This is a genomic window from Rhodoplanes sp. Z2-YC6860, assembly GCF_001579845.1.
In the GTDB taxonomy this organism is placed as follows: domain Bacteria; phylum Pseudomonadota; class Alphaproteobacteria; order Rhizobiales; family Xanthobacteraceae; genus Z2-YC6860.
The window spans coordinates 6,661,056-6,685,451 of sequence record NZ_CP007440.1; the positions used below are offsets into that span (position 1 = coordinate 6,661,056).

Consider the following 24,396-nt stretch of genomic DNA (forward strand, 5'->3'; position numbering starts at 1 on the left):
GATGAATGCCCTCGGAATGATCCGAAGCTGACACTGGAGCTTCGTCGGATTCGACCCGTTGAAATCCACGGGCATGTCGCCATCGAAGCAAAGCGAACTTCGGCGTCTTCTGAGTACGCGGCCTAATACACCGACCACAATCCCGGCGTCGCAAGCTCCAGCAGGTGCCCGTCCGGATCGCGGAAGTAGATGCTGCGGCCGCCGCGCGTCCAGGTGTGCGCGCCTTCGATCGCGACGCCCTTCGCGGCCAGGCGCTCCTCCCAGGCGGCCAACTGGTCCTTGCCGATCGCGAACGCCACATGCAGCGTGCCGTCGCCGGCGTGACCCGGAATGACGCCGCCGCCCGGCAAGTGCACCGTCTCGCCGGTCGCGCCCTTCAGGAACACCAGCAGCACGTCGTTGCCCGCGACCGCGTAAGCCGTCAGCCGGTTGTCGCTGTAGATCGGCTGCAGTTCGAGCACGCCCTGATAGAACGCCTTGGCGCGCGCCATGTCGGTCGTGTGAATGCAGGTCTCCAGGATACCGTCGAGCTTGGGCATGGTCCGCTTTCGCTTGGTTGCGATTGTTTCAATGGCTGGATAGCATCCGCCGCATGTCAGACACAGTAACACGCTCGCGACAGCGCACCGTCGCCGCTCCCACCATCCGCGAACACCGCATTCCGACCGAGGGCAGCAAGCCCTATATCGCGGTTGAAGGCGCCGACGGCTGCCTGTGGTTCTGCGAAAGCGGCGCGTCCAAAATTGGGCGGTTCGATCCGAAGGACTCCTCGTTCAAGGAGTTCGCGCTGCCGACGCCGAACGCGACACCGATCGGCATCATCGACGGGCCGAACGACGATCTCTGGTTCGCCGAAAAGAGCGGCAACAAGATCGGCCGCATCACGCTGAAGGGCGCGATCACCGAATTTCCGCTGCCGACGCCGAACGCCGGCCCCGACGCCATGATGCGCGGCCCCGACGGCAACATCTGGTTCTCGGAAACCGAAATCAGCCAAGTCGGCCGCGTCACGCCCGCCGGAAAATTCACCGAGTTCAAGGACGGCATCTCGCCCGGCACCAAGCCGCTGTCGATCGTGGTGCGCGACGGCGCGCTGTGGTTCAGCGAGGCCGCAGGCGATCACATCGGCCGCATCACCGTCGACGGCAAGGTCACTGAATTCCCGATCCCGACCAAGGGCAGCCAGCCGCGCGCGATGTGCGTGCACCCCGACGGTTCGATCTGGTTCGTGCAGACCTCGGCGAACGGACTGTGCCGCATCGACCGCAACGGCGGCATGGTCGAATACAAGACGCCGACGCCCAATGCGTCGCTGCGCGGTGTCTGCGTCGGGCCCGAAGGCGACCTCTGGTACACGGCGAACTTCGCCAACAAGATCGGCCGCATGGCGCCGGACGGCACCCTGGTCGGCGAATACGACATTCCGACGCCGAACAGCGGCGCGCGTTGCATCGCGCCGATGTCGAACGGCCGGTTGTATTTCACGCAATGGGATGCCGGGCTGATCGGCGAAGTGATCCCGGGCTAATTTTAGAGGCTGATATGTTGAGGGGTCTTGTGCGGCGCCAATTCATTCTGAACGGCGCCGTGGCAATCGTTTGCGTTATCTGTGCAGCCTTCAAGCCGGTCGCGGCACAAGCGCAGCAGACCAAAATCGCGACGATCGGCGTGCTGCTGACCGGCGCGGTCAACCCTGACCCCAAGGAATTCCTGGAGGGCCTGCGCGGCGGCCTCGCTCAACTCGACCTGATCGAAGGCCGCAACATCAAGCTCGAAGTGCGCTCCGCGGAAGGCAGCGCCGCACTGCTGCCCGAAAAGGCCGCCGACCTGGTCGGCCTCAAGGTGGATCTGATCGTTGCGCACCTCACGCCGGCCGCCCAGGCGGCAAAACAGGCCACCAAGGACATTCCGATCGTGATGGCGGGCGTCGGCGACGCGCTCGGCACCGGCCTCGTCGCAAGCCTTGCCCGGCCGGGCGGCAATGTCACCGGCACTTCGACGTCCGCCGCTGAGGTCGCCGGCAAGACCGTCGAGTTGATTCACGAGGTGCTGCCCTCGGTCACGCGCGTGGCCGTGCTGGCCAACGAGACCGATCCCTTCATGAAGCCTTATCTTGCGCAGATCGACGGCGCCGGCCGCAGGCTTGGTCTTCAGATCGATCCGTACGTGATCCGCCCATCGACGCCGCAAGCGCCCGTGTTCGACACGATGCGCGAGAAGCAGGCCGGAGCCTTGATCATTCAAGGCAGCATCAGCCGCAAGGGAACCCTCGAGCTTGCAATCCAGAATCGTCTGCCGTCATTCGGCAGCAGCCAGGCGTGGCCGAAGGCCGGCGGGCTCATGTCCTATTCGGCCAACCAGCAGGATGTCTTCCGGCAGGTTGCCGAATACGTCGACAAAATCCTTAAGGGCCGCAAGCCGGCCGATCTGCCGGTCGCGCTGCCAACGAAATTCGATCTGGTGGTGAACCTGAAAGCCGCCAAAGCGATCGGCGTGACGATCCCGGAGTCGTTCCTGACGCGCGCCGACGAGGTGATCGAGTGAAACGACGCGAATTCATCGCGCTGCTTGGCGGCGCAGCGACATTTCCGGTTGCTGCGTTGGCGCAGCCCGGCCGCATGCCGCGCGTCGGCATTCTGATGCTCGGCAATCCCGACCCGGGCCTGTTCCTGCGCGAGATCACGGCCGGCTTACGTGAACTCGGCTACGAAGACGGCCGCAACATCGCGCTGGAGCACCGCAACGCCGGCGGCTCTGCGGCGCAGCTCAATGTCTTCGCGCGCGAACTGGCAGCGCTTCCGGTCGACGTCATCGCTGCGTTCCAGACACCTTCGGTCGTCGCCGCCAAGGCTGCCACCACGCAAATTCCGATTGTGATGTGTCCCGCCCAGGATCCGATCGAATTGGGATTCGTGCAGAGCTTTGCCCGCCCCGGCGGCAACATCACCGGCATGACCACCGCGACCGCGGAGCTTGCAGCCAAGAATCTCGAGCTGGTCCGCGAGGTGCTGCCGGCCGCACACCGTCTCGGCGTCATCGGCAACACCGCCGATCCGTTTCACAAGCCGTTCCTCGCGCAGATCGAGACTGCGGCGCGCACGCTGAATTTCGAAACGGCGATTGCCTTGAGCCAGGGCGCGGATCAGCTTGCCGCGGCGTTTGCCGAAATCGCCGGGCGTGGTGTGCAGGCGGCGATGGTGCAGCCGAGTCTGCCGCGCGATCGCGCTGCGGAGCTCGCGCTCCGCCACCGCCTGCCGCTGTTCGTGCCGAGCGTCGAATCCGCCCAGGCCGGAGCCCTGATGGCCTATTCCGCCGACATCGCCGCCGTCTACCGGCAATCGGCCACCTTCGTCGACAAACTCCTCAAGGGGCGCAGGCCGGCCGATCTGCCGGTGGAGCTTGCGACCAAGTTTCTCTTCGTCGTCAATCTCAAGACCGCGAATGCGCTGGGACTGACCTTGTCGCCGACGCTGCTCAGCCGCGCCGACGAGGTGATCGAGTAAGGAGGCGCCCACGCTGCGGGAATGCTTGCCGAGCAGCACCGCAAGATGGCCGGACTGAGCACGGCCGGGAAGCACTGAAGGCAGAGAAAGTCCTGCGCGAGAGCGCGGGGCTCATTTTTCAGACGGCGCCAATGATCCGGCGTGGCCGGCTGCGCCATTGATCGAGAACCTCCTCGGCCGTGGCGATCTCGATCTGCAGGCTGAAGCGGCGATGATACACCTGCAGCAGCGCGTCGTGGCCTTCGTCCGACGAGCTGCAGACCGCGTCGGTCACCAGCACGGTGCGATAGCCGAAGTCGACAGCCGAGAGCACCGTGGCCAGAACGCAGACGTCGGTCTCCGATCCGGTGACAACGAGACAACTGATGGAGTGCCGCTGCAAGAACGCGTGCAGCGGCGAACCGGCGAAGGCCGAATAGCGCGTCTTGTCGATCGTGGTGGCGGGCGGCGCGTAGCGCGAGAGGGGCTCCATGAGATCGAGCCAGTGCGGATCGATCTCGCCCCGCGTCACGCGATGCCACTTCTCATAGTAGCGTCGCCACATGCCGGGCATGTCGTCCGGCGCCATGGGCGGAATAAAGCGGGTGAACACCGTCTGCGCGGGACGCGCCGCCACGAGGTCGGCGACACGCGGCAGGACGCGTTCCATCCAAGGAGTCGCCCACGGGCGGCCGGGACCGAACAGCCGCTGCATATCGATGCAAAGATGGACCGTTTCCTCGGGCAGCGGCTCGTTCACAAACCTTCCCTACTCGGCGGCTTCGCTGACCGTTTTCTTGATCTCGGCAAGAGGAGCAATGGCAGGGCCGTTCAGCACGTCGCCGTCCGGTCCGAACTGGGAGCCGTGACATGGGCAATCCCAACACTGCTCCGTCGAGTTCCAATGCACATGGCAGCCGAGATGGGTGCAAACCGCGGAGCGGCTGTGCAACGTACCGTCCAGGGTCCGGCAAACCGCGACCTTCGACGTTCCACTGCGCAACACGCCGCCTTGCCCGGGCTTCAGCGATTCGGCGGACTCGATTTCGCTTGGCATCAAGTACTCGGCAAAATTCTTGATGGCAGTCACGTTTTCATTGATGAAATTCGCCACCGCGGAGACTGGCTTGCGCGACGGCTCGTACACGTCCGACCATTCGCCCGCGCCGTAAATCACCAGATTTTTGAGAAGGATTCCGGCAAGCGCGCCGTGGGTCATGCCCTGTCCGGAATCGCCCGTCGCGATGAACGTGCGCTTGCGGCTCGGGTCGCGGCCGATGAAGCCGCAATAGTCGATGGTGTCCATCACCTGGCCGGACCAGCGCGCCTTCTCTTCACCGAGCTTCGGGATCAATTCGCGTATCCAGGCCTCGATGGCCTGGAAGCGCACGTCGCCGTCGTCGGCTTCGCCGCTCTTGTGGTCGGCGCCGCCCGCAATGAGGATATCGCTGCTGCCCGCACCCGGCTGGATGCGGACATAATGATATGGGTCCGCCATATCCCAATAGAGCGCATCGGGAAGCGTCCCGCGCGGCAGTTCAAAAGCCATCGCGTAGGTCCGGTAAGGCGCCATCTTGCTGTGGATGTCGACCCAATCGCAGGTCGGTGAATTGGTTGCGAACACCGCGTGCTGCGCCGTGACGGACATGCCGCCTTCGAGCTTCAGGCGAACGTGCGCATCGGTCTCTTCAACCTCCATGACAGGGCTGTCGCGGAAAAGCCGCCCACCCTCGGCTTCGATCTGCGCGATGAGTCCGGCCAGATATTCGAGGGGATGGAATGTCGCCTGGTTCGCGTAGCGAAGAACGGGTGCGTCCTCGTAACCCTTGAGTTTGACACCCTTGTCCTTTTTCACTTCGACATTGGCGGCGCGCAGCGCCTTGTATTCTTCATCCTGCTGCTCGCGTGCTTCCTTGAATTCCATGCCGGGAGCCGGAAAGAGAAACGCCTCCAGCCTGCGGAAATCGCAGTCGATGGCGTGGCGTTTGACGATGGCCTCGATCCGGTCGACGGCCGCGGCCTGGCTCGCCTGAAACTTGGCCGCCATCTCCTCGCCGCGCATCTTGGCCAACGCCGCGACACCGTCGTCGCAGATGGGCGCCAGATGCGCCGTCGTGCGGGAGGTCATGCCGCCGCCGATCGCACCGCGGTCCAGCACAACGACCTTTTTTCCCGCATGGGACAGTTCATAAGCCACTGAAAGTCCGGCGATGCCGGCGCCGACGACCGCAACGTCGCAGGTCACGTCCTTGGACAGCCGCCGGGCGTTCGGCGCGAGCGTGCCGTGTGAGGCCCAGAGCGACCTCGTCCGTTCGTCGTTTACATTCATACGGTGGCCTTCCAGAGCTTGCCTTGGACCGCGGTCAGCCCGCGGCTTTCAGGTTCACTTTCTTCCCGGCGATCGTGGTCAGCTTCTTGTCTGCCGCCTTCTCCTCGTTGAGGTTCGTGGTCAGCAGCTTGGCAACGGCTTCGTTCCCAAGCTCTTCGGACCACGCGATGAGGGTGCCGTAGCGGGTGATCTCGTAATGCTCGACGGCCTGCGCGGCCGCGAGCAGCGCGGCATCGAGCACTTTCTTGTCGTCGCATTCGCCGGCGATATCGTTTGCTTCCTCGATGATGCCGTTGATCGCAGGACACTTCGTGCCTTTCGGCGGACGCCCGAGGAGCTGGAACACCTGATCAAGCCGCGCGATCTGATGCTCGGTCTCCTCCAGATGCGCCTTGAGGACGGCAGTGAGCTCCCGGTTGGTCGCCTTCTCGATCATGTCCGGCAAAGACTTTTTGATCTGGTTCTCGGCGTAGTAGATGTCCTGCAACACATGGAGATAAAGGTCTTCCATCGAGTGGATCTCTTTCGTGAACAGGCCCATCAGCTTCTCCTCTGCACACCGGGGGAACTCAGCGGGCAACGCGCGGCACGAGCGCGTGTTCCTCCTTGCCAGGGTCGGTGCGTCGAGGCGGGTCAACCCGATGGAAGGTCGGCGCGTTCAGCCCTTGTGGCCGGTCAGCGCGTCCAGTGCATTTTCGGCGAGGCGAACCAGCTTGTTGCGCCGCATCACCTTGTCGCTCTTTCCAAGCAGATAGGCTTCCAGGGCGTTGGCCACCGCCGGCGTGAAGCCCGTCGCGGCAGACGGTTGAAACAACGGCAGCGCGTCCAGTTCGTCGTCATCATCATCGAGCACCGCAAAACGGGTCACGTCGGGATGACGCTTCAGCCACGCGACGATTTCGTCGCCGCGGGGACGCTGCGGCATGTCGGGCACCAGATCCCGATACGGAATGCGATGATGCCGGGCGCTGAACAGGCCAGCCGGGTCAAAGCGCCACGTCGAGATCATGACGGGTCTGGCCCTGGTCCGTGCCACGACGCGCCTGAACCGGGCCACGAGCCGCTTGTCAGCAATATAGGGAAACTTGCGAGGATTTGGTGTGTGGCGCGTGTTGAGAACGCCGTCGATATCGAAGAAGACGACTTTCATCGGAGATGCCGTCAGGTCTGCGACTTGATAACCGACAGCTTGCCGCTACGCTCCAGGCGCGCTTCGGTCACGGCGCGGGGATCGCGCAAGCCTTGCTGCCGCAATTCCTCATCAAGATCGTCGTCGGACATGTGAGCCGCGCGCAAGGCGTTGCGGTCGATCCGGCCGTCCAGGATCAGCCGCGTCGGATGTCCCTTGATGAGATTGCTAAACCACCGGGAGTCGCGCGCCAAAAGGGAGAATACCCAGTGGGCGGCGACGATCACGAGCAACCCGAGAACGCTCGGGAAAAAGGGCGAGCCCCCTGTCAAAGCCCGCGCCGCAATGGAGCCCAGGACGATGACCAGGATCATGTCAAAGGCGGTGGGCTGCCCGAGAAACCGCTTTTTCGCGGCGCGGATAACCCCGATCAGGGTCACGTACATCAGCAAGGCCCTGGCCGCCATGTGCCCATAGCCCAGTTCCTCGGCCTTCAGCGATAGCCCCAGGACGGAATCCGCCACGCCTGATATCTGGCTGAACAGCCTTTCCATTGTGTCGCCTCGCATACAAACTCGTGGGAACGGGCTGGTTGCAAGGCGATAAACATCCGCCAGCCGAAAGGGTTCTCGGCTTACGTCGAACTTTATGCGCCGTCAAAGCGATCAAGTCAGGGGCCTGTTGACTCCGCCCTGTCGAGTCCGGAACTTACGCGCCACGCAACATCACTTATACGATCGGTCATTGGGAGGACAACGTGACAGTCGAGCGTTTTGATGCGCAATGCGGCAACGTCAAAGCCAAGCATGCGCTGGTGTGGAACGAGAAGATCGGCGGCAAGCGCCCGCTCCTCTTGATAATGCCGAACTGGCTTGGCGTCACCGAGCCCGCGATCAAGCGCGCCCAGAAGATGGCGGGCGACAAGTATGTCGCGATGGTCGTCGACATGTATGGCGAGGGCAAGACCTGCGAAGGCCCGCCCACGTCGCAAGACTGGATGATGGCGGTGCGCGCCGACCGCGTCGAAGGACGCAAGCGCGTCAACGCGGCTTTGGAGTGCCTCGTGGTCGAAGCCAATAAACGCGGCATCGGCGATGCTTCGAAGAAGGCCGCGGTCGGCTTCTGCTTCGGCGGCGGCAACGTGCTGGAGCTGGCGCGCTCCGGCGCCGACCTCGACGCGGTGGTGTCGCTGCACGGCGACCTGCAGACCACGATGCCGGCGAAGAAGGGCGAGGTCAAAGCCGCGGTGTTCGTCATCCACGGCTCGAAGGATCCGGTGGCGCCGAAGGCCGACCGCGATGCGCTGGAAGCCGAAATGGACGGCGCCGGCGCCAACTGGCAGCTGCTCGACTTCGGCGGACGGCTGCACTCGTTCGCCGAGGAAGAGACCATGATGAAAGGCGTCGCCGAGTATCACGCCGGCGCCGCGCATCAGACCTTCCGGATGCTCGACGAGTTCATCCAGGACGCGTTCAACAAGAAGCTCTGAGACGTTACGCTCGCTATCACAGCCCGGCGCGCTTTCATTCGGAAGCGCCCGGGCTGTATCGCATCGCGGGCCTCCCTGTCACACATCGCGGTTGAGTCTGGCGCGAAGCGGCCGGATAATGCCGCGACGAAAAAAAATACTCTCAGGGAGGAATAACCATGCGTGCATGGGGACGCGCAGCCGCGGCGCTGCTGGCTCTTGTGACGAGCGGCACGTTCGCCGGCGCAGCCGACAACTATCCGAACAAGCCGATCCGCATGATCGTCTCGATCGCAGCGGGCAGCGTCACCGACGTCATCATGCGCGCCGCGGGGACCGAAATGCAGCAGCGGCTTGGCCAGGCGCTGGTGATCGAGAACAACGGTGGCGCGTCCGGCATCCTTGCCGCCAACAGCTGCGCCCAGGCCGCGCCGGACGGCTACACGATCTGCGTCATCTACCATTCGACGATGTCGTTCAACCCGCTGCTGTTCTCCAACCTGCCCTACAACGCCGACACGGATTTCGTTCCGGTGGCGCGGCTGTTCTTCCTGGTCGAAGGCCTGTTCGCGTCGTCGGCGATCAATGTGAACAGCGTCGACGAATTGAAGAAGCTCGCACAAGGCAAGCCCGACGGGCTGAACTACGCGACGCTCGGCGAAGGCTCGTACCCCGACCTGTTCCTGAAGTGGATGAACAACCAGTGGGGCACCAAGATCGTCGGCATTCCGTATCGCGGCGGCGGCCCAGCCGCGCAGGCGCTGGCGGCGAACGACGTGCAGGTGACGCGCTTCGGCGTCGGCAACTTCACGCCGCTGGTCGAAGCCGGCAAGGTGAAGGCGCTGGCGGTTACGTCGGCGAAGCGCTCGCCTGTGCTGCCGAACGTTCCGACATTCAAAGAGGTCGGCTGGGGCGAATATCCGGGCCAGGGCTGGTGGGGGCTCGCTGCACCGAAGGGCACGCCGCCCGAGATCGTCGCGAAGCTGTCGAGCGAGTTCCAGAAGCTGTTCAGCGATCCGAAGTTCGAGCAGTTCCTGGAGAAGCAGGCCGTGGTGCCGGCCGCGACCGACTCGGCCGGCTTTGCGGCATTCCTGAAGCAGGACCGCAAAGATGCCGAGACCTTGATCAAGATCGCCAACACCGTGAAGACTGAGTTCAAGAACTAGGGCATGATCCCGAAAAGTGTGAAGCGGTTTTCGGAAAAGATCATGCCCAAACAGGAGAAGGAGCGACGGGTCTGATTCAACGAAGTTGAATCAGACCCTAGCGGGAGGCAACCATGATCGACCGCCGTCAACTGCTCGCCGGCTCTGCCGCGAGTCTGTTTGCGACCTGCGCCGTGGCGCAGACCGTGAAGAAGCCCGTGCACATGATCGTGGGCTTCCCGGCCGGCGGCGGCACCGACGTCACGGCCCGCGTGCTGGCCGAAGGCCTGCGCGGGTCGTACGCTTCGGCGGTTCTGGTCGAGAACAAGCCCGGCGCGAGTGCGCGGCTCGCGGTGGACTACGTCAAGAACGCCGAGCCCGACGGCAGCGTGATGCTGTTCACGCCGGACTTCCCGATGACGCTTTATCCGCACAGCTTCAAGACGCTGAGCTACGACCCGCTGAAGGATTTCACGCCGGTCGGTCCCGCGACCAAGTCGATGCTGAGCTACAACGTCGGGCCGATGGTGCCGCCGAGCGTCAAGACGCTGAAAGACTACGTCGAATGGTGCAAGGCCAACCCGACGAAGTCCGCCTACGGCACCACGTCGGCCGGCGCCACGCCGCATTTCGCGGGCGTGATGTTCGCAAGCGAAGCGAAAGTGCCGATGGAGCCGGTGCATTATCGCGGCGGCGCGCCGGCGCTGCAGGACGTGGTCGGCGGACATATTGCCGCAAGCGTCAACCCGATCAGCGAGAGCATGCCGCTGCACCAGGGCGGCTCCATCCGCATTCTCGCGGTGACCGGCGCGTCGCGTTCGAAATTCCTGCCCGACGTGCCGACCATGAAGGAGCAAGGCTACGACGTGGTCGTGGAGTCGTGGCTCGGCGTTTTCCTGCCGCCAAAGACGCCAAACGAGATCACCCAGGCGCTGAGCAAGGCGATGGACCAGGCGGTTCATTCGGCCGCGATGATCGACAGTCTCGCCAAGTTCGCGAGCGAGCCGCTGTTCCAGACACCCGCGGAATTCACCGAGACGATCAAGAGCGACCTCACGCGCTGGGGTCCGGTGGTGAAGGCCTCGGGCTTCGTCGCGGTGGACTAGCGGCCGCCGCTGCGGCAAAACAGGCGCAACAGATAGCTATCTTGGGGGAGACGCCATGCTGCGCTTTGCCGTCGCCGTTCTGTTGTCCGCACTCGCGCTGGGCGATGCCTCCGCGCAAGCCAACTGGCCGCAGCGCGGCGTGAAATTCGTGATCCCGCTCGGTCCGGGCGCCGGTGTCGACATCACGGCACGGCTGCTCAGCGACCGCCTCGCGCAGAAATGGGGCCAGGCGGTCGTGGTCGAGAACCGCCCCGGCGGCGACGGCGTGGTGGCGCTGTCCTCGTTCATCGCCGGCAATGACGACCACACGCTGCTGATGTCGCCGACGTCATCGTTCACGCACCATCCGTGGATGCACGACAAGATGCCCTACGACGCGAAGGAGCTCGTGCCCCTCGTGCGCATGACCAATACGCTGGTCGCGGTCGTGGTGCCGGCCTCCTCGCCCTACGCGTCGCTGAAGGAGCTGATCGCCGACGCCAAGGCGCATCCCGGCAAGCTCAACTGGGCGACCATCACCGGCTTCTTCGACTTCATGTTCGAGGGCTTCCAGAAGCGCGAAGGCGTGGTGATCACCAAGGTGCCGTATCGCAACACGGTGCAGGCCGCGCAGGACCTCGCCGAGGGCCGCATCCAGATGATGATGGCGGCTTATGCGATCGTGCGGCCGCTGGTGCAGGCCGGGAAACTTAAGGTGCTGGCGTTCACGGCGAGCCAGCGCGCCGCGGCGGTGCCCGACGTGCCGACCGCGGCCGAGGCGGGCTTTCCCGGCATGACCATCGACGGGCTGGTCGGCGTATTCGGCATGAAGAACCTCGACGAGAAGGCGCGGGCGCGCATCGAGGCGGATGTGATCGAGCAGCTGCGCGATCCGAAGATCATCGAGACGCTCACGTCAACGGGTCAGGTGGTGAACCCGGGCACCGCCAAGGAGTTCGCCGCCGCGATCGAGGCGCAGACCGCGCAGGCGGCGGAAACGGGGAAGCTGCTCGGGATCAAGGCGGCGCAGTAGGGACAGTTTCGCATCATTGGTGGTGTCATCGCCGGGCTTGTCCCGGCGATCCCGCTTAGGTGAGCACTATGCCTCCCTGATCGAGATCACCGGGTCACGCGGCTTCGCCGCGGCCCGGTGATGACAGCTGTGTGTTTGGTGGCTGCCTTGTGAAGGCAGCGGCGGCTTAAGGCTTCAGGACGATCTTGCCGATCACATCGCGGGCTTCGATCATCTCGTGGGCGCGGCGGGCGTCCTTGAGCGGCAGGCGCGCGTGGATGAGAGGGCGGATCGAGCCGGCGGCGAGTTTCGCAATCAGGTCGTTCATCGACTGCGCGCGGATCGCGGGTTTGTCGTCGAGCGTGTGCATGGTGAAGATCCGCACCGCGGTGCTGTGTAAGTACGCGGGACCTTTATCCAGCGCGTCGACGATGTTGGCGTCGAGCTTGCCGATCAGCTTGCCGTAGGACACGGCCATGCCGAACGGCGCCAGCATGGTGAGATAGTTCGCGAAGCCCTTGCCGCCGGCCGCATCGAGCACAAGGTCGACACCAACGTTGTTGGTGATGGAGGCGACGCGCGCGGCAACGTCCTCAGCCGAGTAGTCGATCACATGATCGGCGCCGTAATCCTTCAGCGCCCTCGCCTTCTCCGCCGACCCCACCAGCGCGATCGCCGTCAGCCCCGCGAGCTTCGCCAGCTGCACCGCGGCACTGCCGAGACCGCCCGAGGCCTGGCCGATCAGCACCGACTGCCCGGACGCCGCCCGCGCCGCCGTGTGCAGCAGGTGCCACGCCACCTGATAGTTCGACAGGCACGCGGCCGCTTCCAGGTCGGCCCCCGCCCCCAGCAGAAACGGCGCCCGCTCCGGCACCGCGATGTATTCCGCATAACCGCCGGCGCGCACGGCAAGCTCCCGCGCCGTGACGTACACCCGGTCGCCCACCGCGAATCGCGTGACGCCCGCGCCAAGCTCCGCCACCGTCCCCGCCAGCTCGATCCCCGGAATGGCCGGCAGCGACGGCATCCACGGATACGTCCCACGCCGCACCAGCAGCTCCGGCCGGCTCACGCCGATGGTGTCGGCCTTGACCAGCACCTCGCCCGGTTGCGGCCGCGGCGTCGGCACTTCGGTGTATTCGAGCACCGAAGGGTCGCCGGTGCGGCTCAGCAATATGGCTTTCATGGAAAAACGCCTTATCTAACAGTGGCTCCGGTTCCCGGAGTTATGAACACCAATCTTCGCCGCCCTGCGCGCCCCTCGCAAATCCGCGCCGCGGGTGCCATTTTTGATCCATGATTCTCGTCAAAAGGCTGGCTCTTGGCTGATCCGGCAAAACAACCCGCGTTCGAACCCGCGCCTGCGCCCCCCGCGCCGGGCGGCATTGCCGCGCGCGCGCTCGCCGCGCGGCCGGGCGCGACGAGCTACCTCGACAAGATGAACCCGGAGCAGCGCGAAGCGGTCGAGACCCTCGACGGCCCGGTGCTGGTGCTGGCCGGTGCGGGCACCGGCAAGACCCGCGTGCTGACCACGCGCATCACCCACATCCTCACCACCGGCCGGGCGCGGCCGGGCGACATCCTCGCCGTCACCTTCACCAACAAGGCGGCGCGCGAGATGAAGGAGCGCATCGGCAGCCTGATCGGCCATGCGGTCGAGGGCATGCCGTGGCTCGGCACGTTCCACTCGATCGGCGTGAAGATCCTGCGCCGCCACGCCGAGATGGTCGGACTGAAGAGCGACTTCACCATCCTCGACACCGACGATTCGATCCGGCTGCTGAAACAGCTCCTCGCCGCCGAAGGCATCGACGAGAAGCGGTGGCCGGCGCGCCAGCTCGCCGGCCTGATCGACCATTGGAAGAACCGTGGCCTGACGCCGGACCTGGTGCCGGCCGGCGAAGGCGCGGCCTTCGCCAACGGCCGCGGCAAGAAGCTCTATCAGGCGTTCCAGGAGCGGCTGAAGGTTCTGAACGCGGCCGACTTCGGCGACCTGCTGCTGGAGATGATCCGGCTGTTCCGCGAGCACCCGGACGTGCTGGCGCAGTATCAGCGGCGGTTCCGGTACATTTTGGTGGACGAGTATCAGGACACGAACGTCGCGCAGTATCTGTGGCTACGGTTGCTGTCGCAGAAGCCTGTGGTGGCGACCGCCGTCTCCACCGCCGTCATTCCGGGGCGCCGCGAAGCGGCGAACCCGGAATCCAGTACCAACCTCGAACCTCTCGACACCACCGAATCCATGGATTCCGGGTTCGCGCCTCAATGCGTCGAAGACGCGCGTGAACGCGCTGATGGGACGCGCCCCGGAATGACAAGTGGCGAGAGCTCGGCTCCCCAACCTGCCCAGAAAAACATCTGCTGCGTCGGCGACGACGACCAGTCGATCTACGGCTGGCGCGGCGCCGAGGTCGACAACATCCTGCGCTTCGAACACGACTTCCCCGGCGCGAAGGTGATCCGGCTGGAGCGCAATTACAGAAGCACCGGTCATATTCTCGCGACAGCAAGCCACCTCATCGCCCACAACGAAGGCCGCCTCGGCAAGACGCTCCGCACCGAGGACGTCGCGGGTGAAAAGGTCACCGTCACCGGAAACTGGGACAGCGAGGAAGAGGCCCGCGCGATCGGCGAGGAGATCGAACAGCTCCAGCGCCAGGGTCACATCCTCGACGAGATCGCCATTCTGGTCCGCGCCTCCTACCAGATGCGCGAGCTGGAAGACCGTTTCGTCACGCTCGGCCTGCCCTATCGGGTCATCGGCGGGCCCCGCTTCTACGAGCGCGCCGAAATCCGCGACGCGCTAGCCTATCTGCGCGTCATCAACTCGCCGTCCGACGACCTCGCCTTCGAGCGCATCGTCAACACGCCGAAGCGCGGCCTGGGCGACGCCACCATCCAGCTCCTGCACGACCACGCCCGCAAGCGCCGCATTCCGCTCACCGAAGCCGCCCGCGCCGTGATCGAAACCGACGAGCTGAAGCCCAAGGCCCGCGGCGCGCTGCGCGGCGTCATCGACAGCTTCGACCGCTGGCGCGCCCAGAAGGAAACGCTGCCGCACAACCAGCTCGCCGAGATCGTGCTGGATGAGTCCGGCTACACCGAGATGTGGCAGAAGGACCGCAGCGCCGACGCCGCCGGCCGCCTGGAGAACCTGAAAGAGCTGGTCCGCTCCATGGAGGAGTTCGAGAACCTCGCGGGCTTCCTCGAGCACATCTCGCTGGTGATGGACACCGACCGCGGCGAGGCCGAGGACAAGGTCAGCATCATGACGCTGCACTCGGCCAAGGGGCTCGAGTTCGACACCGTGTTCCTGCCCGGCTGGGAGGAAGGCCTGTTCCCGAGCCAGCGCACGCTCGACGAGCAGGGCCGCGCCGGCCTGGAAGAAGAACGCCGCCTCGCCCATGTCGGCGTCACGCGCGCGCGCAAGCTCTGCAAGATCTACTTCGCCACCAACCGCCGCACCCACGGCATGTGGCAGACCAACATCCCGTCGCGCTTCCTCGACGAGCTGCCCGAGGCCCACGTCACGGTGACCGAGGCCCGCGGCAGCTTCTCGGAGCGCGCGGGCTATGGCGGCTACGGCGGCGGCTCACGCTTCGACGAGATGAAGTCGTTCGGCTCGAGCTACGGCACGCCGGGCTGGCAGCGCGCGCAAGCCAACAAGGGCCGCGGCGGCTTCTCGGAGAGCGGCGGGCCGCGCTACGGCCAGCAAGGCGTCGGCGACGACTCGCTCGACCACATCGACCCGATCTATGACGACGACGGCGCGGAGGTGCCCGCCACGTCGCGCTCGCCGCGCCGAAGCCCAACGGGCGGCGGCGGGCCGAAGCGGAGGACGCCGCTCACCATCGAAGGCGAGCTCGTCGCCAAATCCACCGGCACCACCTCTGCCTTCGGCATCGGCGACCGCGTGTTTCACCAGAAGTTCGGCAACGGCAACGTGGTGGCGATCGACGGCAACAAGCTGACGATCGCGTTCGACAAGGCCGGTGAGAAGCGCGTGGTAGATAGTTTTGTGGAGAGGGTGTGACACGCGTCCGAGTTGAAGGGGATATTAGTTGAACAGGCTAGAGTATAGAAAATTCCGCAGCTTCTCGCTGTCTTCTTGCGCCTGAGCCAAAAATTTCTGGCCGTCCCGCTCCCGGACCTCGTTTCCTTTTTTAGCGTACTCGTCACAACTAGTTATGAACTCGCCATATTTTTCCCGAAAACTCTGCCTGACCTCCTGAGAGAGAAAAGGCTCTATCGAAAAGAATGCCGTATCCATCAGCGCTATCTGCTTTCGCAGATTCGCCTGCTCACCATCAGAGGCGTAGTTGAGTGCAGACCACGTAGCATTGGCGAACGCAACATAAGCTTCTTGCTTTGGCTTAAAGCCGACCTCGTATCGCTTCAGGTCTGCCTGCTCTTTGATAGAGACCCATTGAATTCCCACGGAACCCGCAATCGATGCGGCGGCAACAAGTAGAGATGCCAAGGGAATTATTATGGACGTCCATTTTCGGGACTTTGATTCCTTTTCCTCGGCAGCGGCTTTTCTAAGTCGATCAATGTGTTGCAATCCCCAGTCAATGATTTCTACATCGCATCTGGGAGCTGCTTCCTGCGCCCTGAATTGATTTCTAAAAATATCATCTCGACCGAGGTCGTCGATCGCCTTCTCTTGTGCCGCCTTATCGCGAATCTCGACGATCCAACTGGGCCTATTCTTTCCGGACCTCAGTTGATCCTTCCAGATGTTCAACCGCGATTTAAGTATGCCATGCCGAAAGAGCTCAGGCCTATTCTTCACGACTGCCTTTACGTCGTACTCATCCGATAAACCCAATCGGTGGGCAATGCCCCTATAAGTCATGATCGGGTTGTCATCGTTGCACGACAGAATCCAAATGCCCGACAGGACATCCAGATCGTCAGTTCTCGAAATTGGCGTCCGAGTATTCATGCAACCAAACCTAAGAATTCAAACAATGCACTATGAAATCTGCCATCCAATCCCACAATGCTCGCAAGTGATCTGGTGAAGGCGCGAAATTTGGCGAATGAACATAGCGATTTAAGGTATCGGCCGATAACAGAGCGTCGGCCTGTGGGAATTTCTGCAGAAGCTCAAAATATTTCTTATCTATCTTTCCCTGCTTATGCATGTCCTCCGCAACTCTCAGCACGCGCTTCGCTAAGTTATCGCCCGATGAAACTGTCGCTAGCTTGGTCCGATCGATATAATTTTGCGCAGAAAGCTCAACGAGGACACGGAATAAGACAGAGATGGCGTTTGGGTGATCCGCAAGATTTAGATGGAATTGAAGCTCTTCCCATATTGCACGATGCCGTTGGGTACTGCCCGCCCAGACAACAGAAAATATTACGTTCGGAATAAGCGTCGTGCGATTGTGCGGCTTTGCTATTCGGGTAGGAACGGGCACCGCCCTGACGGCTTTTGAGATATGTGGGTTAGCCGCGTTGTCCCGTCTTATGGCGTGTGCTGCTGTCGGAAGAGCGCTTTCGGTCTCCAACTGATCAAGATACGCTCGCTTGCCATCAACGTCCCATATATCAGCAAGTACAATTTTCTTTTCCGCCAAGTCGTCAGCGATACGTCTTAGCGCACGCAAGACCATCGGCTCAGCGTGAGTTAATTCAAACTTCCCCTTGTTTACACTGAAACCTGCTCGATTTCGAAAGACGTCTGAAGATAGCAGCCGATTAAGCGACGAACGTGGGATTTTCTTGCGCGGCAACATGTTCGCCTCAGTGAGGCGCTTTTCAATCTCATCCGCAACGTTGAAGCCGCCACCCATACCCGTCCGATTGACGAAGTTTGACTTCATCCTGTCATCCCAGGTGGTCTGGCCAACTCCTCCTTGGTTTCCGGTATGTCTCCTAAATAAGATATCGTCGATGCGATCGCGATCCGTTTCGATTTGGCCGTGGATAGAATGCGGAAAATCTCCCGGCCACTTCGAACGTTGCTCTGAAAAAAATTCTTGGAGCTCTACGGTCGGAGCCCGCCGCGGCTTGTCGAGCAACTTGAGGCAAGTCATGCGACGATTGCCGTCGAAAACTACAAATTTATCCCCTTCAGGAAACACCAAAGGGGGCTCGAAGACCTCTCCACTTGATACAATGTCTTTCGCGAGGTTTCGCATATGCTGCTCGAAGTTATTGAACAACCATGCAATCGCGGCAGTTTCGTTTTCTAGTTCGCCATGTCGGTCGTTGGCGCGATTTATGATAAGCGCATCGAGCGGTATTTGACGGTAACTCATAGGCCCCTCCCCGATGCTAATTCTAGCCCTACTCACGGATAAGTTGCAAAACGTTGTGGCGGCTAGTGTGTAAATCGCGCATCCGGTCCACATAGAATGGGGCCACCTCCCGCGCTAAACTCCCCAGCATCCGAGCTGGAGCACTGCAAAAGCATCCGGCCGCCTACTGGGGAGGAAAGTAATGAGACTCGACATTCGACGTCGTACTCAGCGCCACTATTGGCCGTTTGCGGCCATCTTCTCCGTTTGCGCGCTAGCCACTCCTGCCGCAGCACAACAGCAACCGCGCCAAATTCCAACCTTCATCGTCGACGCGTCGTGGCCTCACGTGCCGGACAAGTACAAGCTCGGCGACATCTCCAGCATCGCGATCGATGCGCAGGACAACGCCTATGTCCTGCACCGCCCGCGCACGCTCAAGCCCGAAGATGCGGCGAAGGCCGCGCCGCCGGTCGTGGTGTTCGACAAGGCGGGCCAGTTCATCAAGGCTTGGGGCGGCGACGGCGCGGGCTATGACTGGCCGCAGCGCGAGCACGGCATCTACATCGATCCCAAGGGCTTCGCCTGGATCGGCGGCAACCAGTGCCCGACGTCGGGCACGCCGGGCCTCAAGCCCGTGGCCGACGATGCGCTGCTCAAGTTCACGACCGACGGCAAGCTCGCGCTGCAGATCGGCAAGAGCAACGCCAGCAAGGGCGACGGCGACACCGCGAACCTGCACCGCGCCGCGGACGCCTGGACGCCGCGCGGCAGCAACGAGATTTTCGTCGCCGACGGCTACGGCAATCACCGGGTGATCGTGTTCGACGCCGACACCGGCGCGTTCAAGCGCAGCTGGGGTGCGTTCGGGAAGCCTGCGGGCGGCGTCGACCATTGCGAGATTACGCGGGTGAAGGACTTCCCGCCGGGCGACGGCCTGCCGGATTTCAACATCGCGCATTCGATCCGCGTGTCGAACGACGGCACGGTCTATCTCGCCGATCGCGAGAACCGCCGCCTGCAGACGTTCACGAGCGACGGCAAGTTCGTGAACCAGCTTCGCGTCACCGGCGGGCCGTTCGCGGCAAGCCTCGCGTTCTCGCCGGACGACGCGCAGCAGTTCCTGTACGTCGGCAGCGGCAAGGCGATCACCATCGTCGAGCGGAAGACGCTCGAGGTGCTGGGCAAGGTGGAGGTCGACAAGCAGATCGGCGGCGGCCATCACATCCAGACCGACAGCAAGGGGAATCTCTACATCGCGCAGACCGACAAGGGGATGCAGCGGCTGTTGTTCAACGGGATGTCGGCGGCGGCGGTGCGGTGACGTTAGCGTTCACGTCATTTCCTCCGCGCGCAGTATCACTCTCCGCAGTCGCACCACACTCCGCTGTCATGCCCGGCCTTGTGCCGGGCATCTCGCTTAGGTGAGCATGGTGCCTCCCTAAGCGAGATGGCCGGGACAAGCCCGGCCATGACGGTGCCTTCAAACAGCCGGGGCGCCAAACTGCATTTTCTGTTTGCAATCCCGCAAATCAGATGTAGAGGCGAATTTACCCCGTTCACTGAGGGCGTCATTCTAGAGGCGTCTGTTTGGCGGAGCGGGGTGTGGCGCCTGCAGGCGTGGTTCGTGACCACGTCCCAGGTGCGGCGTCATGCGTCCGCCTTCGATGAGAGGGCTGCCTTCTGGCAGGGCGCAGAGGTCGGGTGAAGGGCCGTGGCGACACGGCCTGGAACGACGGAAGGGTTCGCCCTGATCCGATCCGGCCAACCTCGACGGTGACGCCGTGTCAAAACGCCGCCAGTGGAGCGCCGAGAGGCGAGCGGGCCTGATCGCAAAGGCCCGCGGCACCTCTCACCAAGGTGCCCCCAAGGTGCGCCGTCTCGGCGCTCCGCTCCCCTCACCTGTGTGAGGGACGAGGAAGAACAGAGGCGCTGGCCCCGCGCCTGCTTTGAAGGGGACGATGAATCACGCCTGGATGGATGTTGAAGGGATGCGCGCGAGCGCGGGCTGTTTGACAATTGAATCTGAAAATTGGCGCCAAGCAATTTTGGGCAAGCGGCAACCCAAACAGCCGGTGTCATTGCCGGGCTTGTCCCGGCAATCCATGAGCGGCTGCAGCGAAGGCAGTCGTACGCGCGTGTGTTGTTGCGCCACCGTATGGGTCCCCGGGTCAAGCCCGGGGGTGACGACCGTCGTTGTTGATAGAGGTGTGAATCCGTACATCGCCGGTGATGCGACGCACCCTCGCCTACTTCTTCCCCTGCGGCTTCGGCTTGAACAAATCCAAATCGATGCTCGTCCCCATCGCGACATAGCCCGCGCGGTTCGGATGCAGCTTGTCCCCCGCCCCGCCCGTGGTGCTTTCCGGCACGAACTCCGGCTTCATGCCGCCGGTCTTCTCATCGAGCGTGACCGTGTCGAAGTCGATCACGCCGTCGAACAATCCGCCCGAGCGGATGAACTCGTTCAGCGCCTTGCGTTTGGCGTCCTGCTCCGGAAAGCCATGCGCCGCGCTGCTCGAGCCGAGCGCGCTCGTCACCGTCGCGCCGATGACCTTGATCTCCGGACGCTTGGAGCGGATGCGCGCGACGATCTCCTTCATGCCGTCGGTCACCTTCTCCAGCGGCGCATTGCCGTTCTTGCTGAAATCATTGATGCCTTCGAGCCAGATCATGTGGGTGACGCCCGACAGTTCCAGCACGTCGCGGTCGATGCGTGCCTTGGCCGAGGGCCCGCCGGGAAACGGCTTCTCGGCTCCGTAGGTGGGCGGGCCCGCCACCTGGTTGCCGCCGATGCCGGCGTTGACCACCGCGATGCGGTTGCCGTAGAGCGCGTGCAGCCGCCGCGACAGCACGTCGGGCCAGCGGTCGTCGCCGTTCATGGTCGAGGCGGTGCCGTCGGTGATCGAGTCGCCGAACGCGACAATCGCGAAGCTCGTCGCCGGCGCCGTCATCTCGACGGCGTCGAGGAAGAACCACGACGCGGTGCTGTAGGGGAACGCGGCCTCGTCCTCGTTCTTGCCGAGCGAGCCCGAGCCCGGCGCGCTGACGTAGGAGGTCTGCAGCGCCTTGGCGTGCCATGTCATCGGGCCGCTTTCGCCGTCGACATGGAAGCTCACGGCAAGCTTGCGCCCGGTGAGATCGTCGGCGTTGCGCACGAATGGCAGCGAAACCGGATCGCTCCAGGCGCTCGCGCCCGGCGCAATGGTGATGCGGTCCTTGCCGCCGAACGTCACCGGCCGGTTGGTGCCTTTCACCAGCGTGGCGCTGCCGAGCTGCAGGCCCGCGAACACGCCGTCGATGTTCACAGGCCGCGTGCCGAACACGTTGGAGAGGCGCAGCCGCATCTGCCGGCCCCAGATGTCGGGCCGCAACACGAGGCGGAGCGTCTGGTCGCGCGCGCCGGCCTCCGGCGTCAGAAACGCAAACTTCTGGTCGGGCTGCGCCGACGGATTGCCCACCGGATAAGGCCCCTGCACCGACGCGGCCCAGCCCACCACCCACTTCTCGCCGCCGCGCTGCGCCGACGCGGGCAGCGCGGCAAGGACAATGCCCACGACCGAGAACGCAAGCCGCCCCCAAATCCGCACCATCGCGCGTCCTCCGGTACCACTTGGATGATGCGCAAGTATTCGCCTTTCTCTCATCAGCAGCAAGATTGCGGCATGGCACAGCGGCGCTCCGTCGCGCTAAGCTTCGCGACATCGACACAAGGGCGGCCGCCAGAGCCGCTTTCATACTGGGGAGGCGAGAATGAAGCGGCTTCTGCTGCTGTCTGTGGCTTTGACTCTGTGGCCCTTGTCCGGCTTCGCGCAAACCAACGACGACCTGAACAGCAACAACAACACCGACAATGTGGCAGCCCACAGCATGGGGCTGAACCGCATGAGCTACAGCCCGCTCAAGCAGATCAACAAGAGCAACGTCAAGAAGCTCGTGCCGGTCTGGAATTTCAGCCTGATGAACGACGGGGGCGAGCTCGCGGCGCCAGCGGTCTACGATGGCGTGCTCTATGCCATCAACGGCAAGTGGACCTTCGCGATCGACATCGAGACCGGCCGGCAGCTCTGGCGCACCGCGGTCGAGACCGATCCCGGCGTCGTGCGCGTCACGCAGTTCGGCGCATTCACCCGAGGGGGGCCCACGCTCTACAACGGCAAGCTCTACCGCGTGAACATCGACAACACCCTCGTCGCGTTGGATATGAAAACCGGCAAGGAGGTCTGGAAGCAGAAGTTCGCCGACTGGCGCGAGGGCTATTACGCGACCGGCGCGCCGATCGTGGCGAACGGCGTGGTGATCTCCGGCATGGCCGGCGGCGAGTCGACGACGCGCGGCTTCCTCGACGGCTGGGATCCGGAGACCGGCAAGAAGCTCTGGCGCCGCTACACCATTCCGGCGCCGGGCGAGCCCGGCCACGAGAGCTGGCCGGCGGACAGCGACGCCTGGACCCGCGGCGGCGGCGCCACCTGGCGCTCGGGCTCGTACGATCCGCAGCTCGACCTGGTCTATTGGGGCACCGGCAATGCCGCGCCGTACAATCCGGCGCCGCGCGGCGCGACCGATGCGCTGTACACCTCGAGCGTGCTCGCGATCCGGCCCAAAACCGGCGAGATCGTCTGCCATTACCAGTACACGCCGAACGACGTGTACGACGTCGACGGCGCCGACGAGCACGTGCTGGCCGATCTCACGGTCGACGGCCAGCCGCGCAAGGTGATGATTCAGGCCAACAAGAACGGCTTCCTGTTCGTGCTCGATCGCACCAACTGCAAGCCGATCTCGATCAAGCCTTACGTGAAGGTGAACTGGGCCTCGGGCTACGACATGGCCACGGGCCGGCCGATCCAGACCGAGCTCTACAAGAAGTTCGTCGCCGGCGAAGAGATCGAGATGTGGCCGCAGCGCGGCACCAATGCGGTGCCGACCGCGTTCAACCCGCACACCGGGATGATCTATCTCTCGACTTGGGAGATGCCGCGCATCCAGAAGATCGCACCGCCCAAGCCGCAGGTGCTCGGCGCCGACGCAACGGGCGTGGTCGCGCGCACGCCGACGTTCAAGCCCGGCGAGACGGTCGGCTATTTCACCGCGATGAATCCGCTGACCGGCGAGAAGAAGTGGCAGGTGCCGTTGATCGACCTGCCGGGCTCGGCCGGCACGCTCGCCACCGACGGCGGGCTGATCTTCACCGGCAAGCTCACCGGCGAAATCGTCGCGCTCGACGACGAGACGGGCAAGACGCTGTGGTCGTTCAAGGCCGGCTCCAGCGTCAATGGGACGGCGATCACCTACACCTACAAGGGCCAGCAGTACGTCAGCGTCGCGTCGGGCCTCGGCGGCGGCCTCGCGCGGCGCTGGGCGGCCGACAAGATGCCGACCGGCGGCTCGATGTGGACCTTCGCGCTGATGCCGGAATGAGAAAACAGCCTTGCAGCCAAGCGCAGTGCCCACCCTCCCCTGGAGGGGGAGGGTCGACCGCCGTAGCGAAGCGAAGGCGGGCGGGGTGGGGTGAACTTTTTTGCGAAGAAGAGGATCACCCCACCCCGCGAGCTTCGCTCGCGACCCTCCCCCTCCAGGGGAGGGTGAAGCAACACCGCCGTTTCATTCCACGGACGAATTTTGGAGCAGCCCCAAGCAATGCGACTGGTGAATGTGGTGAGCACAGCGCTCATGCTGATCGGCACGAGTGCCGTGGCGGAGGAGTTCACGCCGGAGAAGATCAAGGCCGGCGCCGACATCTACGCGACCTATTGCACGCCGTGTCACGGCGCGCAGATGGAATACCCCGGCGGCACCTTCGACCTGCGCACGTTTCCGCCGGACCAGTTCGCCCGCTTTCAGGCCTCGGTGACCAAGGGCAAGAACAACATGCCGCCCTGGGGCGAGGTGCTGCAGCCCGGCGATCTCGAGGCGCTGTGGGCCTACGTGATGGCCGGGGAGAAGAAGTAGGCCGCCAATGTCAGTTTCCAGGCTTGCCGGACTCCGGCGGCGGCACGTAGGGCTTGTCCAGCCAGTCCGGGTTGTGGATGAGCCACAGTTCGAGAACGGCCAGCGCCGTGACACCCGAGCCGATCAGGACTGCAACATGTGTCGCGCTGACATGGGTGAAATTGAGCACCCAGGGCGAGGCCACGATCCAGCAGCCGATCAGGAGATTGACCCACTCTTCCCATTCGCGGAACGCCGCGATGGCAAGCACGGAGACCAGCGTCACCAGCACGCCGCTGGCGAAGGCGCCGTCGCGGGCCGGTCCATAGGCATAGTCGAACAGCCAGGGAGACAAGGCGAGGAACGCGCCAAGCACGGCGTTGTAGATATCGAGAGCGGCTTCGCGGCGCTGCATGGCAACCTCCCGCGTTGGTTGCGGCCACTGTATCACAAACCGTGGCCGGGCGCTTGGGGTTCCGGTGTGCGGCGCAGCAGCCGCCCGCGCACCGGGAAAGCGATTTTCAACAACCATTGTGCGCTGCATGTTGAACCGCGCGCGCTTCG

22 protein-coding genes are annotated in these 24,396 nt (G+C 63.7%); 11 read left to right on the plus strand and 11 right to left on the minus strand.

The features are described 5' to 3' along the window. Positions 1-122: 122 nt before the first annotated feature. The gene (locus RHPLAN_RS31110; protein ID WP_068026716.1) at positions 123-539 is read right to left on the minus strand and encodes a VOC family protein; all 417 of its coding nucleotides are present in this window, start codon (positions 537-539) and stop codon (positions 123-125) included. 53 nt (positions 540-592) lie between these two features. On the opposite strand from RHPLAN_RS31110, the gene RHPLAN_RS39895 reads away from it, so the two are divergent. Genes RHPLAN_RS39895 through RHPLAN_RS31125 form a run of 3 tightly spaced genes read left to right on the plus strand, consistent with a single transcriptional unit; the run spans position 593 to position 3,503 of the window. Next, positions 593-1,528 carry a Vgb family protein gene (locus RHPLAN_RS39895; protein ID WP_068026720.1) on the plus strand — a complete coding sequence of 312 codons (936 nt, stop codon included), beginning with the start codon at positions 593-595 and terminating at the stop codon, positions 1,526-1,528. A 14-nt stretch (positions 1,529-1,542) separates the two neighbouring features. Then, a complete protein-coding gene (locus RHPLAN_RS31120; RefSeq protein ID WP_198164579.1) occupies positions 1,543-2,544 on the plus strand; it encodes an ABC transporter substrate-binding protein in 1,002 nt (333 codons plus the stop codon). After that, positions 2,541-3,503, plus strand: a complete 963-nt coding sequence (locus tag RHPLAN_RS31125) for an ABC transporter substrate-binding protein (RefSeq protein ID WP_068026726.1) — start codon at positions 2,541-2,543, stop codon at positions 3,501-3,503. Before RHPLAN_RS31120 ends, RHPLAN_RS31125 begins: the two co-directional genes overlap by 4 nt. 118 nt (positions 3,504-3,621) lie before the next feature. Here RHPLAN_RS31125 and RHPLAN_RS31130 read toward each other — a convergent pair whose 3' ends face one another. The 5 genes from RHPLAN_RS31130 to RHPLAN_RS31150 all read right to left on the minus strand — a co-directional run bounded on the left by RHPLAN_RS31130 (position 3,622) and on the right by RHPLAN_RS31150 (position 7,494). Then, positions 3,622-4,242: a cysteine hydrolase family protein gene (locus tag RHPLAN_RS31130; protein ID WP_257730313.1), complete on the minus strand. Its 621-nt coding sequence runs from the start codon at positions 4,240-4,242 to the stop codon at positions 3,622-3,624. Between the two features lie 9 nt (positions 4,243-4,251). Continuing rightward, positions 4,252-5,811, minus strand: a complete 1,560-nt coding sequence (locus RHPLAN_RS31135) for an FAD-dependent oxidoreductase (RefSeq protein WP_068026729.1) — start codon at positions 5,809-5,811, stop codon at positions 4,252-4,254. A gap of 34 nt (positions 5,812-5,845) precedes the next feature. Further along, positions 5,846-6,352, minus strand: a complete 507-nt coding sequence (locus RHPLAN_RS31140; protein WP_068026733.1) for a YciE/YciF ferroxidase family protein — start codon at positions 6,350-6,352, stop codon at positions 5,846-5,848. A 117-nt stretch (positions 6,353-6,469) separates the two neighbouring features. Beyond that, positions 6,470-6,961 carry an HAD domain-containing protein gene (locus tag RHPLAN_RS31145; protein WP_068026735.1) on the minus strand — a complete coding sequence of 164 codons (492 nt, stop codon included), beginning with the start codon at positions 6,959-6,961 and terminating at the stop codon, positions 6,470-6,472. 11 nt (positions 6,962-6,972) lie between these two features. Continuing rightward, entirely contained in the window at positions 6,973-7,494 is a 522-nt protein-coding gene (locus tag RHPLAN_RS31150; RefSeq protein ID WP_198164580.1) for a DUF421 domain-containing protein, read from the minus strand. A gap of 203 nt (positions 7,495-7,697) precedes the next feature. Between RHPLAN_RS31150 and RHPLAN_RS31155 the strand changes: the two genes are divergently transcribed. The 4 genes from RHPLAN_RS31155 to RHPLAN_RS31170 all read left to right on the plus strand — a co-directional run bounded on the left by RHPLAN_RS31155 (position 7,698) and on the right by RHPLAN_RS31170 (position 11,671). After that, positions 7,698-8,429 carry a dienelactone hydrolase family protein gene (locus tag RHPLAN_RS31155; RefSeq protein ID WP_068026741.1) on the plus strand — a complete coding sequence of 244 codons (732 nt, stop codon included), beginning with the start codon at positions 7,698-7,700 and terminating at the stop codon, positions 8,427-8,429. 158 nt (positions 8,430-8,587) lie between these two features. Then, positions 8,588-9,574 carry a Bug family tripartite tricarboxylate transporter substrate binding protein gene (locus RHPLAN_RS31160; protein ID WP_068026745.1) on the plus strand — a complete coding sequence of 329 codons (987 nt, stop codon included), beginning with the start codon at positions 8,588-8,590 and terminating at the stop codon, positions 9,572-9,574. A gap of 113 nt (positions 9,575-9,687) precedes the next feature. Next, positions 9,688-10,659, plus strand: coding sequence for a Bug family tripartite tricarboxylate transporter substrate binding protein (locus tag RHPLAN_RS31165; protein WP_068026748.1), 972 nt, complete (start codon positions 9,688-9,690; stop codon positions 10,657-10,659). 55 nt (positions 10,660-10,714) lie between these two features. After that, positions 10,715-11,671 carry a Bug family tripartite tricarboxylate transporter substrate binding protein gene (locus RHPLAN_RS31170; protein ID WP_068026750.1) on the plus strand — a complete coding sequence of 319 codons (957 nt, stop codon included), beginning with the start codon at positions 10,715-10,717 and terminating at the stop codon, positions 11,669-11,671. Positions 11,672-11,837: 166 nt separating this feature from the next. Here the strand turns inward: RHPLAN_RS31170 and RHPLAN_RS31175 are convergent, their stop codons facing one another. After that, a complete protein-coding gene (locus RHPLAN_RS31175; protein WP_068026752.1) occupies positions 11,838-12,836 on the minus strand; it encodes a quinone oxidoreductase family protein in 999 nt (332 codons plus the stop codon). Positions 12,837-12,971: 135 nt separating this feature from the next. Between RHPLAN_RS31175 and RHPLAN_RS31180 the strand changes: the two genes are divergently transcribed. Then, entirely contained in the window at positions 12,972-15,683 is a 2,712-nt protein-coding gene (locus RHPLAN_RS31180) for an ATP-dependent helicase (protein ID WP_068026755.1), read from the plus strand. A 24-nt stretch (positions 15,684-15,707) separates the two neighbouring features. On the opposite strand, the gene RHPLAN_RS31185 is transcribed toward RHPLAN_RS31180, so the two are convergent. Then, a complete protein-coding gene (locus RHPLAN_RS31185) occupies positions 15,708-16,598 on the minus strand; it encodes a hypothetical protein (protein ID WP_068026758.1) in 891 nt (296 codons plus the stop codon). A gap of 10 nt (positions 16,599-16,608) precedes the next feature. Further along, entirely contained in the window at positions 16,609-17,922 is a 1,314-nt protein-coding gene (locus RHPLAN_RS31190) for a ParB/RepB/Spo0J family partition protein (RefSeq protein WP_068026761.1), read from the minus strand. Between the two features lie 181 nt (positions 17,923-18,103). On the opposite strand from RHPLAN_RS31190, the gene RHPLAN_RS31195 reads away from it, so the two are divergent. Then, positions 18,104-19,225, plus strand: coding sequence for an NHL repeat-containing protein (locus RHPLAN_RS31195; protein ID WP_157100618.1), 1,122 nt, complete (start codon positions 18,104-18,106; stop codon positions 19,223-19,225). Between the two features lie 925 nt (positions 19,226-20,150). On the opposite strand, the gene RHPLAN_RS31205 is transcribed toward RHPLAN_RS31195, so the two are convergent. Continuing rightward, positions 20,151-21,494 carry a GDSL-type esterase/lipase family protein gene (locus RHPLAN_RS31205; protein ID WP_068026771.1) on the minus strand — a complete coding sequence of 448 codons (1,344 nt, stop codon included), beginning with the start codon at positions 21,492-21,494 and terminating at the stop codon, positions 20,151-20,153. Positions 21,495-21,654: 160 nt separating this feature from the next. Between RHPLAN_RS31205 and RHPLAN_RS31210 the strand changes: the two genes are divergently transcribed. Then, entirely contained in the window at positions 21,655-23,322 is a 1,668-nt protein-coding gene (locus RHPLAN_RS31210) for a pyrroloquinoline quinone-dependent dehydrogenase (protein WP_068026774.1), read from the plus strand. 237 nt (positions 23,323-23,559) lie between these two features. Further along, positions 23,560-23,853, plus strand: coding sequence for a c-type cytochrome (locus RHPLAN_RS31215; protein WP_237179949.1), 294 nt, complete (start codon positions 23,560-23,562; stop codon positions 23,851-23,853). A 10-nt stretch (positions 23,854-23,863) separates the two neighbouring features. Here the strand turns inward: RHPLAN_RS31215 and RHPLAN_RS31220 are convergent, their stop codons facing one another. After that, positions 23,864-24,247 carry an SPW repeat protein gene (locus RHPLAN_RS31220; RefSeq protein WP_068026779.1) on the minus strand — a complete coding sequence of 128 codons (384 nt, stop codon included), beginning with the start codon at positions 24,245-24,247 and terminating at the stop codon, positions 23,864-23,866. Positions 24,248-24,396: the final 149 nt, after the last annotated feature.

What these genes read in the sequence shown, in the direction of transcription:
- RHPLAN_RS31210 (WP_068026774.1), top strand. Translation starts at nt 21,655, where the DNA reads ATGAAGCGGCTTCTGCTGCTGTCTGTGGCTTTGACTCTGTGGCCCTTG.
- RHPLAN_RS31185 (WP_068026758.1), bottom strand. Translation starts at nt 16,598, where the DNA reads ATGAATACTCGGACGCCAATTTCGAGAACTGACGATCTGGATGTCCTG.
- RHPLAN_RS31195 (WP_157100618.1), top strand. Translation starts at nt 18,104, where the DNA reads ATGAGACTCGACATTCGACGTCGTACTCAGCGCCACTATTGGCCGTTT.
- RHPLAN_RS31205 (WP_068026771.1), bottom strand. Translation starts at nt 21,494, where the DNA reads ATGGTGCGGATTTGGGGGCGGCTTGCGTTCTCGGTCGTGGGCATTGTC.
- RHPLAN_RS31170 (WP_068026750.1), top strand. Translation starts at nt 10,715, where the DNA reads ATGCTGCGCTTTGCCGTCGCCGTTCTGTTGTCCGCACTCGCGCTGGGC.
- RHPLAN_RS31220 (WP_068026779.1), bottom strand. Translation starts at nt 24,247, where the DNA reads ATGCAGCGCCGCGAAGCCGCTCTCGATATCTACAACGCCGTGCTTGGC.
- RHPLAN_RS31150 (WP_198164580.1), bottom strand. Translation starts at nt 7,494, where the DNA reads ATGGAAAGGCTGTTCAGCCAGATATCAGGCGTGGCGGATTCCGTCCTG.
- RHPLAN_RS31110 (WP_068026716.1), bottom strand. Translation starts at nt 539, where the DNA reads ATGCCCAAGCTCGACGGTATCCTGGAGACCTGCATTCACACGACCGAC.
- RHPLAN_RS31135 (WP_068026729.1), bottom strand. Translation starts at nt 5,811, where the DNA reads ATGAATGTAAACGACGAACGGACGAGGTCGCTCTGGGCCTCACACGGC.
- RHPLAN_RS39895 (WP_068026720.1), top strand. Translation starts at nt 593, where the DNA reads ATGTCAGACACAGTAACACGCTCGCGACAGCGCACCGTCGCCGCTCCC.
- RHPLAN_RS31165 (WP_068026748.1), top strand. Translation starts at nt 9,688, where the DNA reads ATGATCGACCGCCGTCAACTGCTCGCCGGCTCTGCCGCGAGTCTGTTT.
- RHPLAN_RS31190 (WP_068026761.1), bottom strand. Translation starts at nt 17,922, where the DNA reads ATGAGTTACCGTCAAATACCGCTCGATGCGCTTATCATAAATCGCGCC.
- RHPLAN_RS31160 (WP_068026745.1), top strand. Translation starts at nt 8,588, where the DNA reads ATGCGTGCATGGGGACGCGCAGCCGCGGCGCTGCTGGCTCTTGTGACG.
- RHPLAN_RS31145 (WP_068026735.1), bottom strand. Translation starts at nt 6,961, where the DNA reads ATGAAAGTCGTCTTCTTCGATATCGACGGCGTTCTCAACACGCGCCAC.
- RHPLAN_RS31140 (WP_068026733.1), bottom strand. Translation starts at nt 6,352, where the DNA reads ATGGGCCTGTTCACGAAAGAGATCCACTCGATGGAAGACCTTTATCTC.
- RHPLAN_RS31120 (WP_198164579.1), top strand. Translation starts at nt 1,543, where the DNA reads ATGTTGAGGGGTCTTGTGCGGCGCCAATTCATTCTGAACGGCGCCGTG.
- RHPLAN_RS31175 (WP_068026752.1), bottom strand. Translation starts at nt 12,836, where the DNA reads ATGAAAGCCATATTGCTGAGCCGCACCGGCGACCCTTCGGTGCTCGAA.